The sequence below is a fragment of the Lentzea sp. NBC_00516 genome (assembly GCF_036346835.1).
Lineage (GTDB): Bacteria > Actinomycetota > Actinomycetes > Mycobacteriales > Pseudonocardiaceae > Lentzea > Lentzea sokolovensis.
On record NZ_CP107840.1, the window covers coordinates 8,258,762 to 8,272,260 of the forward strand.

Below are 13,499 nucleotides of genomic sequence, written 5' to 3' on the forward strand. Positions count from 1 at the left end.
GCGCGTCTCGCTAGATCTTGGGAACCGCCCGGTCGATGATCGAGGCGAAGTCGGTGGACTTGGGGAGCGTGCCGAACGCGACTCCCCAGTCCCCGCCCAGGCGTGAGCCGAGGAACGCGTCCGCGACGGCGGGGTGCCCGTGCTTGACGAGCAGGGCACCCTGCAGGATCAGTGCCATCTTCTCGACGACCCTGCGTGCCTGCGACTCGTCCACATCGGACAGCGCGGTGCCGAGCTCGTTCAACGCCCTGTCGACGCGCTGGTCGACCCCGGTGACGGCGGCCAGGAACTCCTGCACCGACTCGGGTTCCTTCTTCATCGCGCGCAGGACGTCCAGCGCGGCGACGTTGCCGGAGCCCTCCCAGATCGACATCAGCGGCGACTCGCGGAACAGCCGCGGCATCCCGCTGTCCTCGATGTACCCGTTGCCTCCCAGGCACTCCAACGCCTCGGCGGCGTGCACGGGGCCGCGCTTGCACACCCAGTACTTGGTGACCGCCAGCGCGAGCCGCGGCCGTTGCTGGGCCAGCCACATCGCCGTCGTGGTCGCCGCCTCGGACTCGATCGCGAGGTCCGCCAGCACGTTGCGCATGGCGGGCTGGTCGATCAGGTAGTTCCCGAACGCCTTGCGGTGCGCGGCGTGGTGCGCTGCCTGCCGGAGCCCGGCCCGCATGCCCGCCGCGGAGCCGAGCACGCAGTCGAGCCTGGTCGTGTTGACCATCTCGATGATCGTCCGCACACCGCGGCCCTCGTCGCCGATCCGGTGCGCGAACGCCTCGTCGTACTCGATCTCGGCGGACGCGTTGGACTTGTTGCCCAGCTTGTCCTTCAGGCGCTGCAGGAAGAACCGGTTGCGCGTGCCGTCGGGGAGCACCCGCGGCACCAGGAAGCACGTCAGCCCGCCGGGTGCCTGCGCGAGCGTCAGGAACAGGTCCGACATGGGCGCCGACGTGAACCACTTGTGCCCGGTCAGCACGTAGCCGTCGGACACCGGCTTCGCGACGGTGGTGTTCGCGCGGACGTCCGAGCCGCCCTGCTTCTCGGTCATGGACATGCCGGCGATCAGGCCCTGCTTGCCCAGCGGTGCCCTGAGGCCGAAGTCGTAGTTCCGCGCGGTGAGAAGGGGTTCGTAGATTTCGGCCAGTTCCGGCGCGACGCGCAAAGCGGGCACAGCCGCGTAAGTCATCGAAATCGGGCATCCGTGGCCGGCCTCGACCTGGGACCACGCGTAGAACTTGGCTGCCCTGTTGAGATGCTCACCGTCGACATAGGCGTGCAATCCGTGCGAAACGGCCACGTTCATCAGTTCGTGCCAGGCTGGGTGGAACTCGACCTCGTCGATCCGGTTCCCATACCGGTCGTGGGTGTGCAGGACCGGAGGGCTGGCGTTCGCGAGCCTGCCGTGCTCCTGCCATTCGTGGCTGCCCGCGAGCCTGCCCAGTGCGTGCAGCTCAGGGCTGTCGACCCAGCTCAGCAGGGCCGGGTCGTCCGCGACGTCGTGACCGCTCAGCGGCGGCACCTGGTTGGTCACCTCGTGCGTAGCCATGCCTCGCACGCTACTACTCGCTAGTAACTTTAGGCAGGGTGTGCCGAAAGATCGCTGGCCCATTCGGGCTTTTGGGCGTGCCAACGACGGTGACGAGGAATAACGTCGTTCTGGTGAGGGACCATGGGCACAGCTCGGCCGTGGCTGCGCTGAGCGCGCAGTACGCCGCGATGCGCGAAGGTGCGCCAGTGCGGCTCGCGAAGAAGACGTCGAACCTCTTCCGGTTCCGGGCCGACCAGGCCGGCGGGCTCGACGTCGGCAGGTTCGACCAGGTCCTGTCAGTGGACCCGGTCGGACGCACCGCACAGGTGCAGGGCATGACCACCTACGAGAATCTTGTCGCCGCGACACTTCCCCACGGCTTGATGCCGTTAGTGGTGCCGCAGCTCAAAACCATCACCATCGGCGGAGCGGTGGCGGGTCTCGGCATCGAGTCCACGTCCTTCCGCAACGGGCTGCCGCACGAGTCCGTGCGGGAGCTGGAGATCCTCACCGGCGACGGCGAGGTGGTCGTCGCCAAACCGGACGACGACCTGTTCCGCGCGTTCCCCAACTCCTACGGGACGCTCGGCTACGCACTGCGGCTGGAGATCGAGCTGGAGCCCGTGCGGCAGTACGTGCGGCTGCGGCACATGCCGTTCGGATCGTTCGAGGAGTGCGCGGCCGTCATAGAGGAGGTCTGCGCGGACGGCTCGGCGGACTTCGTCGACGGCACGGTCTTCTCACGGGGTGAGATGTACCTGACGCTGGGGCACTACGCCGACATCGCGCCGTACACGTCCGACTACACCGGCAACCAGATCTACTACCGGTCCATCCAGAAACGCCGCACGGACCACCTCACGATCCACGACTACCTGTGGCGCTGGGACACCGACTGGTTCTGGTGCTCTCGGGCTTTCGGCGCGCAGAACCCGGTCGTCCGTCGCATGTGGCCGAAGCGCTACCTGCGTTCGGACGTGTACCGCAAGCTGGTCGCCAAGCACCGGCAGTTGCGGCCTCGGACGGACGTCGAGCCGGTGATCCAGGACGTGGAGATCCCCGTCGCCGGCCTTGCCGAGTTCCTCGACTTCTTCGACCGCGAGATCGGCATCTCGCCGGTGTGGCTGTGCCCGGTTCGCCTGCGCGACACCACGGCCTGGCCGCTCTACCCGATGGACAAGGACACGTTGTACGTCAACGTCGGGTTCTGGTCGGAGGTCCCGGTCCGACCGGGAGAGAAGATGGGTGACCGCAACCGGCTGATCGAGCGCGAGGTGGCTCGGCTGGGCGGCCACAAGTCGCTGTACTCGGACTCGTACTACGACGAGGACGAGTTCTGGCGGCACTACAACGGTTCGCACTACCGGTCCGTGAAGAGCCGGTACGACCAGACGAACCGCTTGCCTGATCTGTACGCCAAGTGTGTCAGGGGACGATGAATGCGGTTGGCCTCCGTTTTCCAGCGCATCACAGGTGGCAGCGACGTTCGCTTCCAGGCCTACGACGGCAGTTCCGCCGGGCCTTCCGCGGCCTCGGTGTCCATCGACATCAAAACACCGGAAGCCTTGTCCTACCTGGCGTCCGCGCCGGGTGAGCTGGGCCTGGCCCGTGCCTACGTGACGGGTCATCTGGAGATACTCGGCGACGTGCACGCCGGTCTCGCGCAGCTCTCCGAGTTCTCCCTGCGGGAACTCCCGGTGCTGCAACGGCTGGAGCTGCTGCGGTTCCTGGGCCGGATCCGGTTCTCGCACAGGGTCTCGCCGCCGCCGCAGGAGACCCGGCTGCACGGCCTGCGTCACTCGAAGGCCCGCGACTCGCAGGCCATCGCCCACCACTACGACGTCTCGAACCAGTTCTACGAGTGGATCCTCGGCCCGTCGATGGCCTACACCTGCGCGGTGTACCCGTCACTGGAGTCCACTTTGGAGGAAGCCCAGTTCGCCAAGCACGACCTGGTGGCGCGCAAGCTGGGGCTGAAGCCCGGCATGAAACTGCTGGACGTCGGCTGCGGCTGGGGCGGCATGGTCATGCACGCCGCCCGCGAGTACGGGGTGCGCGCGATCGGCGTGACGCTCTCGCGCAACCAGGCGGAGTGGGCGCAGAAGGCGATCGTCGAGGCGGGCCTGTCGGACCTGGCCGAGGTGCGGCACCTCGACTACCGCGACGTGCGCGAGACCGGGTTCGACGCGGTGTCGTCCATCGGCCTGACCGAGCACATCGGCAAAGCCAAGCTGCCGGCGTACTTCTCGTCGCTGTACCGGAAGCTGAAGCCGGGCGGCCGCCTGCTGAACCACTGCATCACCCGGCCGAACAACAAGGAACGGGCGTTGTCGGGGCCGTTCATCGACCGGTACGTGTTCCCGGACGGCGAACTCGTCGGTCCCGGTCACCTCGTGTCGCTGATGCACGACACCGGGTTCGAGGTGCGGCACGAGGAGAACATCCGCGAGCACTACGCGCTGACCCTGGCCGCGTGGAGCCGCAACCTCGACGAGCACTGGGAGGAGGCCGTCGAGGACGTCGGCGAGGCCCGTGCTCGGGTGTGGCGGTTGTACCTGGCGGCGTCGCGGCTCGGGTTCGAACGCAACAACATCCAGCTGCACCAGGTGCTCGGGGTGAGGCTGGACGGGACGACGTCGCACATGCCGTTGCGCCCGGACTGGCTGTCCTGACACGGACTGAGGGCCGCGGCACCGTGCCGCGGCCCTGGGTTCGTGGGTTTCCTAGCTCAGCTTGTCCACGATCTGCTTGGCCGTGTTGGACGGGATCGCGAACCCGATCCCCACGCTCCCGGCCTCACCGCTGCTCGACGCCGGCGAGTAGATCGCCGAGTTGATCCCGACCAGTTCGCCGGCCGCGTTCACCAGCGCACCACCGGAGTTGCCGGGGTTGATCGACGCGTCGGTCTGGATCGCCTGGTACGACACGGAAGACGCACGCCGGCTCTCACCGGGCACGGTCACCTTGCGGTCCAGGGCGGACACGATGCCGGTCGTCACGGTGCCCTGCAGGCCGGACGGCGAGCCGATGGCCATCACCGCGTCACCGACCTTCACCGAACCCGAGTCCGCCCACTTGATCGGCATCAGGCCGGACGCGCCGGAGACCTGCAGCACGGCCAGGTCCGAGGACGGGTCCGTGTTGACGACGGTGGCCGGCAGTTCGCGGCCGTCGTTGAACTTCACGGTGATCTGGCCGCCGGCGGCCGCCACGACGTGGTTGTTGGTGAGGATCTTGCCGTCCGCGGACAGGATCACGCCGGAGCCGAGGCCGTTGCCGACGTTGACCTGCACCACGGAGGGCAGCACGTCCGAGGCGACGGCGCTCCAGTCCAGTGTGGACGTGTTGGAGATCGTCTGCGCGGAGACGGACGTGGAGGTGGGGGTGGAGTCCGGCGAGGCGATCACCGCTCCGGTGACGCCGCCGAACAGGCCTGCGACGAGTGCCGCGGCCGTCAGCATCGGGGCCGTTCGGCGCCAGAACTTCGGGGCGACGACGGCGGGCTGCGGTTCCACCAGTGACCCGCTCATCGCGGGGAAGCTCTGCTCGGTCATGACTCCACGATGGACCCCCATCATGTGAGCCACCTGTGCCGAAACCCTGGAAAACCCTGATAAGAACTAGCTGAGAAGAAGCGCGGAGACCTCTGCGGCCGACAGCGGCGGGCTGAAGTGCGCGCCCTGCCCGCCCGTCACGCCCAACTCGGCCAGTCGCGCGGCCTCGACGGGAGTGCGGACGTCCTCCGCGTACAGCGGCAGCCGCAGGATCGACGCCCACGTCAGCAGCGTCACCGACGCGCTCTCCTCCACGCGGTTCGCGCCCTCGTCCAGGCCGTGCACGACGGAGCCGGTGAACTTCACGCCCGTCAACGGCAGCCGCCGCAACCGGTCGACGCCGACGTTGCCGCCGTTCACCTGGTCCAGCACCAGACCGACGCCGCGTTCGCCGAGGATCGTGAGCTCTTCGAGCTGCTCGTCGTTCAGCAACGCGGGCAGGTGCTCGTGCAGTTCGAAGCGCAGCAACGACGCGGGCAGGCCGGTGCGGTCCAGCACGCGGGCGACCTCGGCGACGAGTTCGGGTTCCTGGCACAGCCGCGGCGGCAGGTCGATCGAGAGCGCGGGCATCCGCTCGCCCAGCGCCTGGTGCCAGTCGCTCGCGTGCCGGCACGCGTCGTCCAGCGCCCAGTGCACGAGGCGGACGATCATGCCGTTGTTCGAGGACTGGTCGAGGAACGTGTCCGGGCACAGCACGCCGCGTTCGGGGTGGTCCCACACGATCTTGGCTTCGAGCGCGAGCACCGAGCCGTCGGTCAGGGAGTAGGCCGGCACGTAGTCGACGCGGAACTGGCCCTCCTCCAGCGCGCCGGGGATGGAGGCCGCGAGCGCGTACCTCTCCTTGTCGTGCACGTCCCGTTCGCGGTCGTACAGCGCCCACTGCGCCTTGCCGTCACGCTTGGCCCAGCCGACCGTGACGTCCGCCGCGCGCAACAGGTCCGCCGCGTCGCCGCCGCGCGCCGCCCGTGCCACGACGCCGACGCTGGTCGTCACGCCGACACCGTGCCCGTCGAACCAGATCGGCTCCTCCAGGCGTGCCGTGAAGTCCTCGACCAGGGCGACGACGCTCCGCACGTCCTGCGGGTTCTTGATCAGGACGCCGAACTCGTCCTCGCCGATGCGCGCGATCTTGGCGATCTCCTCGGAGAACACCGCCCGCAGGTGTGTCGCGACGTGCATCAGCACGCGGTTGCCCGCCTCGTGCCCGAACGCGTCGTTCACGCCGCGGAACCCGTCGATGTCGACCTGCACGAGCGCGAGCGTGTCCGGGCCCTTCGACCCGGTGGCGCCTTCGAGCCAGCCGAGGAACTGCGCGCGGTTCGGCAGGCCCGTCTGCATGTCGTTGAGGCTCTGCCGCACGAGCTGCGTCTGCAGCGCGCGCATCTCGTTCATGTTCTCGATCATCGTGACGAGGTACGGCGGCGCGTCGTCCTCCTCGCGCACCAGCGAGATCGCCATGTGCGTCTGGATCGTCTCGCCGTCGCTGCGGATCATCCGCTTCTCGACCCTGATGTTGTCGAAGTCGGACGCGATCAGCTGCTTCGTCATCTCCCGCAGCGCGGGCCTGTCGTCCGGGTGCACGAGGTCGCGGCCGCTCATCTTGCGCACCTCGTCGTGCTGGTAGTCGAGCATCGCCAGCAACGCCTCGTTGACGTCGATGATCTCGCCCTTGAGGCCGCTCACGACGATCCCGAACGCCGAGCTCTCGAAGATCGCCCGGAACTTGGCCTCGCTCGCCCTGACCGCGCTCTCGGCCCGGCGCATCGTGTTGATCGCGGCCGTGCGGCTGAGCTCCTGCTGGTCGAGCGTGCGGTCGCGCAGGCCCTCCGCGTACCCGGCGGCGAGCGCGGCCAGCTGGGGCTGCGTGACGGGGATGTGCTCACCGAGGCACGCGAGCGTCTGCTCCAGCGTCGCCGAGGAGATGAAGTCGTGTTCGACCATGGACCGGCCGACCAGCCGTGCCTCGTCCACCCCGCCACTGAGCAACCGCTCGACGTAGCCGCCGAGCAGTTGCTCGAGCTTCTCGCGCGTGAAGTTCGCGACGAGGGTGTTGGAGATCGCCGCCGCCCAGGCAACGGCGGGCTCTCGGCTGTCGACCATGTTCATTCAGCTCAGGTGGCCATTCGGAATCGGTCGAACGGGTGACGACCCCACGCGGTCGAACCACCGGGTGTGGGCCCGACCTACAAGCTTACTGATCACTCAGAACCTGTCCAACGGAACCCTGAATTCCGGTCGAGATACAGCAGTCAGGCCACGAATTCACTCGTTTGAACTAATGAATCACCTTGCTGAAGGCCAGTGGACCAATTGTCAGAGGGTCTGTATCAACGTCGAACAACGGTGTGTAACCGGTCGCCAGGTACAACCCTTTCGCCTCGGGCTGGCGAGGCCCTGTGGTCAGGTAGATCCTGCTGTACCCAAACGTTCTCGCCTCGTTCTCGAGTTCCACGAGCACTCGGCGCGCCAATCCGCGCCTGCGGTGCTGTGAATGCGTCCAGATCCGTTTCATCTCGGCGGTTTCGGCGTCATACCGCTTGAACGCGCCGCCCGCGACGGCCACTCCGGCTTCCATCAGGAGCAGGAACTGTCCGTTCGGCGGCTCGAACACATCCGCCGGTCGTTGCATCTCCTCTGCACCCATCGGTCCGTACCGAGACGTGTATTCGTACGTGAGTTCCGCTACTAATGGCGCCGCGTCCGGATCCGATTGCCGAACGCGGCGCACTTCGAGAGTGGTCATGCGGCACCCGCCCGGTCCCGCTTCGCGACCTCCTCGCGCACGATCGGAATCACGTACCGGCCGAAGTCGATCGCGTCGTCGAGCAGGTCGTAACCACGCGCGGACAGGATGTCGACGCCGAGGTCGTAGTAGTCCAGCAACGCCTGCGCGACGGTCTCCGGAGTGCCGACCAGCGCGTTGGAGTTGCCCGCGCCGCCGGTCGCCTTCGCCGTCGGCGTCCACAAAGCACGATCGAATCGCTCACCGCGTTCCGCGACGGCCAGAAGCCGTTGCGAACCGGTGTTCTCCGGGCTGGTCAGTGAATGCCGGCGGCTCAGCGGCCCGTTCGCCTTCCGCGCCTCGATCCGGTCGACCGTCCGGTGAGCCTTCTCCCACGCCAGTTCCTCGGTCGGCGCGATGATCGGCCGGAACGCGACCTGGATCCTCGGCACGTCCGTGCGGCCCGCGTCCTTCGCCGCCTGCTTGACGGACTCGATCTGCTGCGCGGTCTCGGCCAGCGGCTCGCCCCACAGGCAGAAGATGTCGGCCTCCGCTCCGCCCGCCGCGTACGCCGCGGGGGAGGAGCCGCCGAACGACACGTTCGGGCGCGGTTGCTGCACGGGGAACACGTCGCTCACGAAGTCCGCGAAGTGGTAGTGCTCGCCGTCGTGGTCGAACGCGGATCTGCTGGTCCAGGCCTTCTTGACGATCTGGATGTACTCGCGGGTGCGGCTGTAGCGCTGGTCCTTGGTCAGGTAGTCGCCCTCGCGCTGCTGCTCGTGGTCGGTGCCGCCGGTGATGAAGTGCACGGTCAGCCGGCCGTCGCTGATCTGGTCGAGCGTCGCGAACGTCTTGGCGGCGAACGTCGGGTAGGACACGTTCGGCCGGTGCGCCAGCAGGATCTGCAGCTTGTCGAGCTTGCTGACGAAGAAGGCGGCCGCCGCGGAGGGTTCCGGTGCACCCGATCCGTACGCGAACAGCACGCGGTCCCACCCGTGCTCCTCGTGCGCCCGAGCGAGCCTGAGCGTGTAGTCCTTGTCGAACGCGCCGTTCGACGACCGCGGCGTCGTCTCCGACCCGTCGTTCGTGGCGGCGATCCCGAGAAACTCAACTGGCATGACCGATTCCCCAGAACTGGTAGTGGGAGTGGGGCGCGTTGAGGGAGGCGCCCTTCGAGTGCACACCTGGATCCGTTTCGCCGCAACGACGTCCACAGAGCGGGACCATCGCCGCGCGACCGGATGTCTTGCTGCACGCGCGGGGTACTGTGGTGGTGTTCGCGTTGAGGGGCGCGGCTCGTTCTTCGTTGTCCTCCAACGGAAAGACGCGCATGCGCTCACTCGTCGTCATCGGTGGCGGCCCTCGTGCCGCCGGCCTGCTGGAACGCATCGCCGCCCAGTCGCCCACGCTGCCCTTGGCCGTGCACGTCGTCGACCCGCATCCACCGGGCGCGGGCCGGGTGTGGCGGCACGCCCAATCCCCGTTGCTGCGCATGAACTCCATGGCCGAGGACGTGACCGTCTTCACGGACGACTCCTTTGACGGCGTTGGTCCGATTCGTCCCGGCCCGTCGCTGGCGGAGTGGACCGACATCGACCCCACGTCGTTCCCGTCACGCCGGGTGCAGAGCACGTATCTGGCGTGGTTCTTCGACCACGTAAGGAAATCTCTGCCTCCGAACATCTCTGTGACCGTGCATCAGGCGACGGCGCTGAAGGTCGTGGGCAACTGGGTGTGGCTCGACAACGGCGAGTCCCTGAACGCCGACGTGCTGGTGCTCGCGCTGGGACATCTCGACGCCGAACCGGAACCCGAGCACCGCAAGCTCGCCGAGCACGCTTCGGAGCACGGCCTGATCTACGTGCCGCCGCTGTACTCGGCCGACGCGGACCTGTCCGCCGTCACCGGGGACGTGGTGCTGCGCGGCTTCGGGCTCGCGTTCATCGACCTCATGGTGTTGCTGACCGAAGGCCGCGGCGGGCGTTACGTGCGCGGCTCGGACGGGCTCACGTACGTGCCTTCCGGTGCCGAACCGACGTTGTACGTGGGCTCGCGGCGCGGCGTGCCGTACCACTCGAAGACCGGCTACCGGTTGCAGGGAACCCGCCCGGTCCTGCCGCACTTCTTCGTCGCGGACGCCCTGCAGGGGCGGGCTTTGGACTTCCGCGACGACGTGTGGCCGTTGATGGCCAAGGAGATCGCCTGGGGCTACTACCACGAGCTGTTCACCGGGCATCCCGGCCTGGTGCGGATGCCGTTCGTGGAGTTCGCCGCGTCGTTCACCGCTTTGCCCTGGTACAGCCAGGAGATGCGCGAGCTGGAAGTGCTCGCCGTGCCGGATCCGGCCGACCGCGTCGACTTCGAACGCCTCGACCGACCGCTGACCGGGGTGACGTTCGCGACGGCCGAGGAGTTCCAGGAGCACCTGCGCGCGTACGTCGAGGCCGATGTGACCCGGCGCTCCGATCCGCGCCACAGCGCCGATCTGGGGGCGTTCCTGGCCCTGCTGTCGGTCTACGGCCAGCTCGCGGGCCTCATGCCGTTCGACGGCTGGTGGCACGGCTACTTCAGCTACCTGGCCTCCGGACCGCCGCCGGACCGGCTCGAGGAGCTGCTGGCGTTGTCGCGCGCGGGAATCGTGCGGTTCCTCGGCGCCGACATGTGGGTGGACGCTGTGGAAGGCGCGTTTGTGGCCGGCAGTGCGACGACGCCGGAAGTGGTTCGCGCCAACGGTCTGATCGAGGCGCGGCTGCCCACACATTCGTTGTCGCGCACGGCGGATCCGGTGCTGCGGTCGTTGCGCGCGGTCGGAGACGTCTCCGAGGACGCCGCCGGGCTGGTCAGGGTGTCGCCGGTGGGGCGCCTGATCAACGAGAACGGCGACGAGGACCCGGTCCGGTTCGCCGTAGGGCCCTACACGACGGGGAAGGCGTTCGCGGCGTTCGCGCGGCCGCACACGAACGCCCCGGCGTTCCGGCAGAACGATGTGCTGGCAAGGGAGATCCTGGGCCAGTTAGGCGACTGAGGTGTAGCGCCCCTGGTGCCGCACCAGGGGCGCGGCGATGTCGGTGTGCGTGATGTCGAGCGGCTCGCCGACGAGCGCGATGTGATCGCCGACCGCGATCCGCCGCGACGTCCGGCAGCGCAGCCGTACGGGGGCGTCCAGCAGCAACGGCACGCCGTCGTCGTCGGGCTGCCAGCGCGTGCCCGGCCCGAACCGGTCGACGCCCTTCGTCGCGAACAGGTCCGCCAGCCCGGTCTGCGCGGCGTGCAGCAGGTGCACGGCGAACAGGGGCGCGGTCCGCAGCACCGGCCACACCGAGGCGCCCTCGCCGATCCAGACGACGACCAGCGGCGGTTCGAACGAGACGGAGGTGAACGAGGAGACCGTCGTGCCGACCGGGCCTTCCTGGCCGGTCGCCGTGACGATCGTGACGGCCTGGGCGTGGTGCTTCAACGCGTTGCGCAGCTGTTCCTTCATCGCAGCACCTTCAGGGCGTCCAGGTCGAAGTCCGCGGCGTCGGCGGGCAGTGCCGCCTCGTTGAGGAACAAAGCCTGTGGCACCAACGCGCCCAGCTCGGCCAGCACCGGCCGCAGATGCACCTCGACGGCCAGCGCGTGCTTGTCCGACGCGGCGATCTGGAGCGGTATGACGACCTTGCCCTTCAACCACCCCGGCGGCGCCTGGTCCAGCACGGCCTTGAGCAGGCCGGTGTACGCGGCCTTGTACGTCGGCGTGGCCACCACCAGCACGTCGGCCTGGCCGAGCGTCGCCAGTGCGGCCTTGATCGTGTCGGGTTCCGTGAAGACGGCGGGCGCCAGCGTCGCCGCCTCGATGACAGGCCCGTCGACGGGCACGCCCAGCGTCGAGGCCAGAGCCTCGCGCAGGGCCAAAGCCGCCTGCAGCGTGCGCGAGGCGGGCCGCGGGTTGCCGACCAGAACACCGATCTGCGTCATGCCTTCAGCACAGCCGCAAGCCGGAGGACCGTCAACCCGCGTCCACCACGCGAGAACTACTTGACGGCCTCCGCCGCCGAACGCCCGGCGACCCGTCCCGAGAACAGGCAGCCGCCGAGGAACGTGCCCTCCAGCGCGCGGTACCCGTGCACGCCACCGCCACCGAACCCGGCGGCCTCACCGGCGGCGTACAGGCCCGGCAGCACCTCGCCGGACGTGTCGAGCACCCGCGACGACAGGTCGGTGTGCAGGCCGCCTAGCGTCTTGCGGGTGAGCACCGACAGCCGCACGGCGATCAGCGGACCGGCCTTGGGGTCGAGCAACCGGTGCGGCTCGACGACCCGGATCAGCTTGTCCGTCAGGAAGTTGCGGGTCTGGCGGATCGCGTTGATCTGCATGTCCTTGCTCAGACCCGCGGTGACCTGGCGGTCGCGCTCGACGATCGTCTTCTCCAGCGCGGCCGCGTCGATCCGAGAGTCGCCGGTCAGGGCGTTCATGCCGCGAGCCAGGTCCGCGACCGTGCCCGCCTGGATGAACTCCTTGGACTTCTGCGCGAACGCCTCGACCGGAGCGACGGCACCCGGCAGCGCGCGCTTGAGGACGGCCTTCGTGTCCTTGCCCGTCAGGTCCGGGTTCTGCTCGGAGCCCGACAGCGCGAACTCCTTGCCGATGATCCTCTTGTTCAGCACGAACCACGAGTGCTCGTGCCCGTTCGAGGTGATGTGCTGCAACGACCCCAGCGCGTCGAAACCGGGGAACAGCGGGATCGGCAACCGCTTGCCGTCGGCGTCGAGCCACAGCGGCGACGGGCCGGGCAGGATGCGGATGCCGTGCCGCGACCACACCGGCGCGTAGTTCGCGATGCCCTCGGGGTAGTGCCACATGCGGTCTTCGTTGATGATCGCGCCGCCGGCCTTCGCCGTGATCTCCATCATCGAGCCGTCCACGAAGTCCGGCACACCGGCCAGCATGAACTTCGGCGGCTTGCCCATCCGCTCCGGCCAGTTCTTGCGCACCAGGTCGTGGTTGCCGCCGATGCCACCGGACGTGACGATCACGGCCTGCGCGGACAGCGAGAAGTCGCCGACGACCGTCCGGGAGCTGGGCTCGGCCCTGCTCACCGACGACGGCTCCAGCACGTCACCGGACACGCCGTCGCACACGCCGTTGGTGACGTTGACGCTCGTGACCTTGTGGCGGAACTTCAGCGTCACGAGTCCTTTCGCGACAGCCTCCCGCACCCGGCGCTCGAACGGTTCGACGATACCCGGACCGGTGCCCCACGTGACGTGGAAGCGCGGCACCGAGTTGCCGTGCCCGTCCGCCAGGTAGCCGCCGCGCTCCGCCCACTGCACGAACGGGAACCAGCGCACCCCCATGTTGTGCAGCCAGGAGCGTTTCTCGCCGGAGGCGAAGTCCACATAGGCCTGTGCCCACAGCCGTGGCCAGTGGTCGCTCTCCCGGTCGAACGCCGCCGAGCCCATCCAGTCCTGCAGCGCCAGGTCGTGCGAGTCCTTGACCCGGAGCCTGCGCTGCTCGGGGGTGTCCACCAGGAACAGCCCGCCGAACGACCACCAGGCCTGGCCGCCGAGCGACGCTTCCGGCTCCTGGTCGAGGAGAATGACCTTGCGACCCGCGTCCGCGAGCTCTGCGGTCGCGACGAGACCTGCGAGGCCCGCGCCGACGACGATGACATCCGCGTCATGTGCCATCGGGCGAGTCTAGATCTACCGCTGGT

11 protein-coding genes are annotated in these 13,499 nt (G+C 68.5%); 3 read left to right on the forward strand and 8 right to left on the reverse strand.

The window, feature by feature from the left end; all coding sequences use genetic code 11:
• Positions 1-10: 10 nt before the first annotated feature.
• Complete coding sequence (locus OG205_RS38270; protein WP_330272693.1) at positions 11-1,546, reverse strand: acyl-CoA dehydrogenase family protein; 1,536 nt, start codon at positions 1,544-1,546, stop codon at positions 11-13.
• 170 nt (positions 1,547-1,716) lie between these two features.
• On the opposite strand from OG205_RS38270, the gene OG205_RS38275 reads away from it, so the two are divergent.
• Together OG205_RS38275 and OG205_RS38280 are read left to right on the forward strand one after the other, a co-directional pair.
• Positions 1,717-2,967, forward strand: a complete 1,251-nt coding sequence (locus OG205_RS38275) for an FAD-binding oxidoreductase (RefSeq protein ID WP_330278319.1) — start codon at positions 1,717-1,719, stop codon at positions 2,965-2,967.
• Positions 2,968-4,200, forward strand: a complete 1,233-nt coding sequence (locus OG205_RS38280; RefSeq protein ID WP_330272694.1) for a cyclopropane-fatty-acyl-phospholipid synthase family protein — start codon at positions 2,968-2,970, stop codon at positions 4,198-4,200.
• A gap of 51 nt (positions 4,201-4,251) precedes the next feature.
• On the opposite strand, the gene OG205_RS38285 is transcribed toward OG205_RS38280, so the two are convergent.
• From OG205_RS38285 to OG205_RS38300, 4 genes are all read right to left on the reverse strand, one after another.
• Positions 4,252-5,082: a S1C family serine protease gene (locus tag OG205_RS38285; RefSeq protein WP_330272695.1), complete on the reverse strand. Its 831-nt coding sequence runs from the start codon at positions 5,080-5,082 to the stop codon at positions 4,252-4,254.
• 66 nt (positions 5,083-5,148) lie between these two features.
• Positions 5,149-7,182 carry an EAL domain-containing protein gene (locus OG205_RS38290; protein ID WP_330272696.1) on the reverse strand — a complete coding sequence of 678 codons (2,034 nt, stop codon included), beginning with the start codon at positions 7,180-7,182 and terminating at the stop codon, positions 5,149-5,151.
• 175 nt (positions 7,183-7,357) lie between these two features.
• On the reverse strand, positions 7,358-7,825 hold the full coding sequence (locus OG205_RS38295; protein ID WP_330272697.1) for a GNAT family N-acetyltransferase: 468 nt from the start codon (positions 7,823-7,825) through the stop codon (positions 7,358-7,360).
• On the reverse strand, positions 7,822-8,922 hold the full coding sequence (locus OG205_RS38300) for an LLM class flavin-dependent oxidoreductase (protein ID WP_330272698.1): 1,101 nt from the start codon (positions 8,920-8,922) through the stop codon (positions 7,822-7,824). Before OG205_RS38300 ends, OG205_RS38295 begins: the two co-directional genes overlap by 4 nt.
• A 212-nt stretch (positions 8,923-9,134) precedes the next feature.
• On the opposite strand from OG205_RS38300, the gene OG205_RS38305 reads away from it, so the two are divergent.
• Positions 9,135-10,829: an FAD/NAD(P)-binding protein gene (locus tag OG205_RS38305; RefSeq protein ID WP_330272699.1), complete on the forward strand. Its 1,695-nt coding sequence runs from the start codon at positions 9,135-9,137 to the stop codon at positions 10,827-10,829.
• On the opposite strand, the gene OG205_RS38310 is transcribed toward OG205_RS38305, so the two are convergent.
• From OG205_RS38310 to OG205_RS38320, 3 genes are read right to left on the reverse strand one after another with little or no spacing between them, the layout of a single operon-like run.
• Positions 10,818-11,285 (reverse strand): flavin reductase family protein, encoded by a 468-nt coding sequence (locus OG205_RS38310; RefSeq protein WP_319975316.1) that lies wholly within the window; start codon positions 11,283-11,285, stop codon positions 10,818-10,820. The genes OG205_RS38305 and OG205_RS38310 overlap by 12 nt on opposite strands.
• Positions 11,282-11,761: an NADPH-dependent FMN reductase gene (locus OG205_RS38315; protein WP_330272700.1), complete on the reverse strand. Its 480-nt coding sequence runs from the start codon at positions 11,759-11,761 to the stop codon at positions 11,282-11,284. The genes OG205_RS38310 and OG205_RS38315 overlap by 4 nt, the downstream gene beginning before the upstream one ends.
• Positions 11,762-11,817: 56 nt before the next feature.
• A complete protein-coding gene (locus OG205_RS38320; RefSeq protein ID WP_330272701.1) occupies positions 11,818-13,473 on the reverse strand; it encodes an FAD-binding dehydrogenase in 1,656 nt (551 codons plus the stop codon).
• Positions 13,474-13,499 lie beyond the last annotated feature (26 nt).

Coding starts and splice junctions, on each gene's coding strand:
- OG205_RS38310 (WP_319975316.1), bottom strand. CDS start 11,285: ATGAAGGAACAGCTGCGCAACGCGTTGAAGCACCACGCCCAGGCCGTC.
- OG205_RS38290 (WP_330272696.1), bottom strand. CDS start 7,182: ATGGTCGACAGCCGAGAGCCCGCCGTTGCCTGGGCGGCGGCGATCTCC.
- OG205_RS38270 (WP_330272693.1), bottom strand. CDS start 1,546: ATGGCTACGCACGAGGTGACCAACCAGGTGCCGCCGCTGAGCGGTCAC.
- OG205_RS38320 (WP_330272701.1), bottom strand. CDS start 13,473: ATGGCACATGACGCGGATGTCATCGTCGTCGGCGCGGGCCTCGCAGGT.
- OG205_RS38305 (WP_330272699.1), top strand. CDS start 9,135: ATGCGCTCACTCGTCGTCATCGGTGGCGGCCCTCGTGCCGCCGGCCTG.
- OG205_RS38285 (WP_330272695.1), bottom strand. CDS start 5,082: ATGACCGAGCAGAGCTTCCCCGCGATGAGCGGGTCACTGGTGGAACCG.
- OG205_RS38300 (WP_330272698.1), bottom strand. CDS start 8,922: ATGCCAGTTGAGTTTCTCGGGATCGCCGCCACGAACGACGGGTCGGAG.
- OG205_RS38280 (WP_330272694.1), top strand. CDS start 2,968: ATGCGGTTGGCCTCCGTTTTCCAGCGCATCACAGGTGGCAGCGACGTT.
- OG205_RS38315 (WP_330272700.1), bottom strand. CDS start 11,761: ATGACGCAGATCGGTGTTCTGGTCGGCAACCCGCGGCCCGCCTCGCGC.
- OG205_RS38295 (WP_330272697.1), bottom strand. CDS start 7,825: ATGACCACTCTCGAAGTGCGCCGCGTTCGGCAATCGGATCCGGACGCG.
- OG205_RS38275 (WP_330278319.1), top strand. CDS start 1,717: ATGCGCGAAGGTGCGCCAGTGCGGCTCGCGAAGAAGACGTCGAACCTC.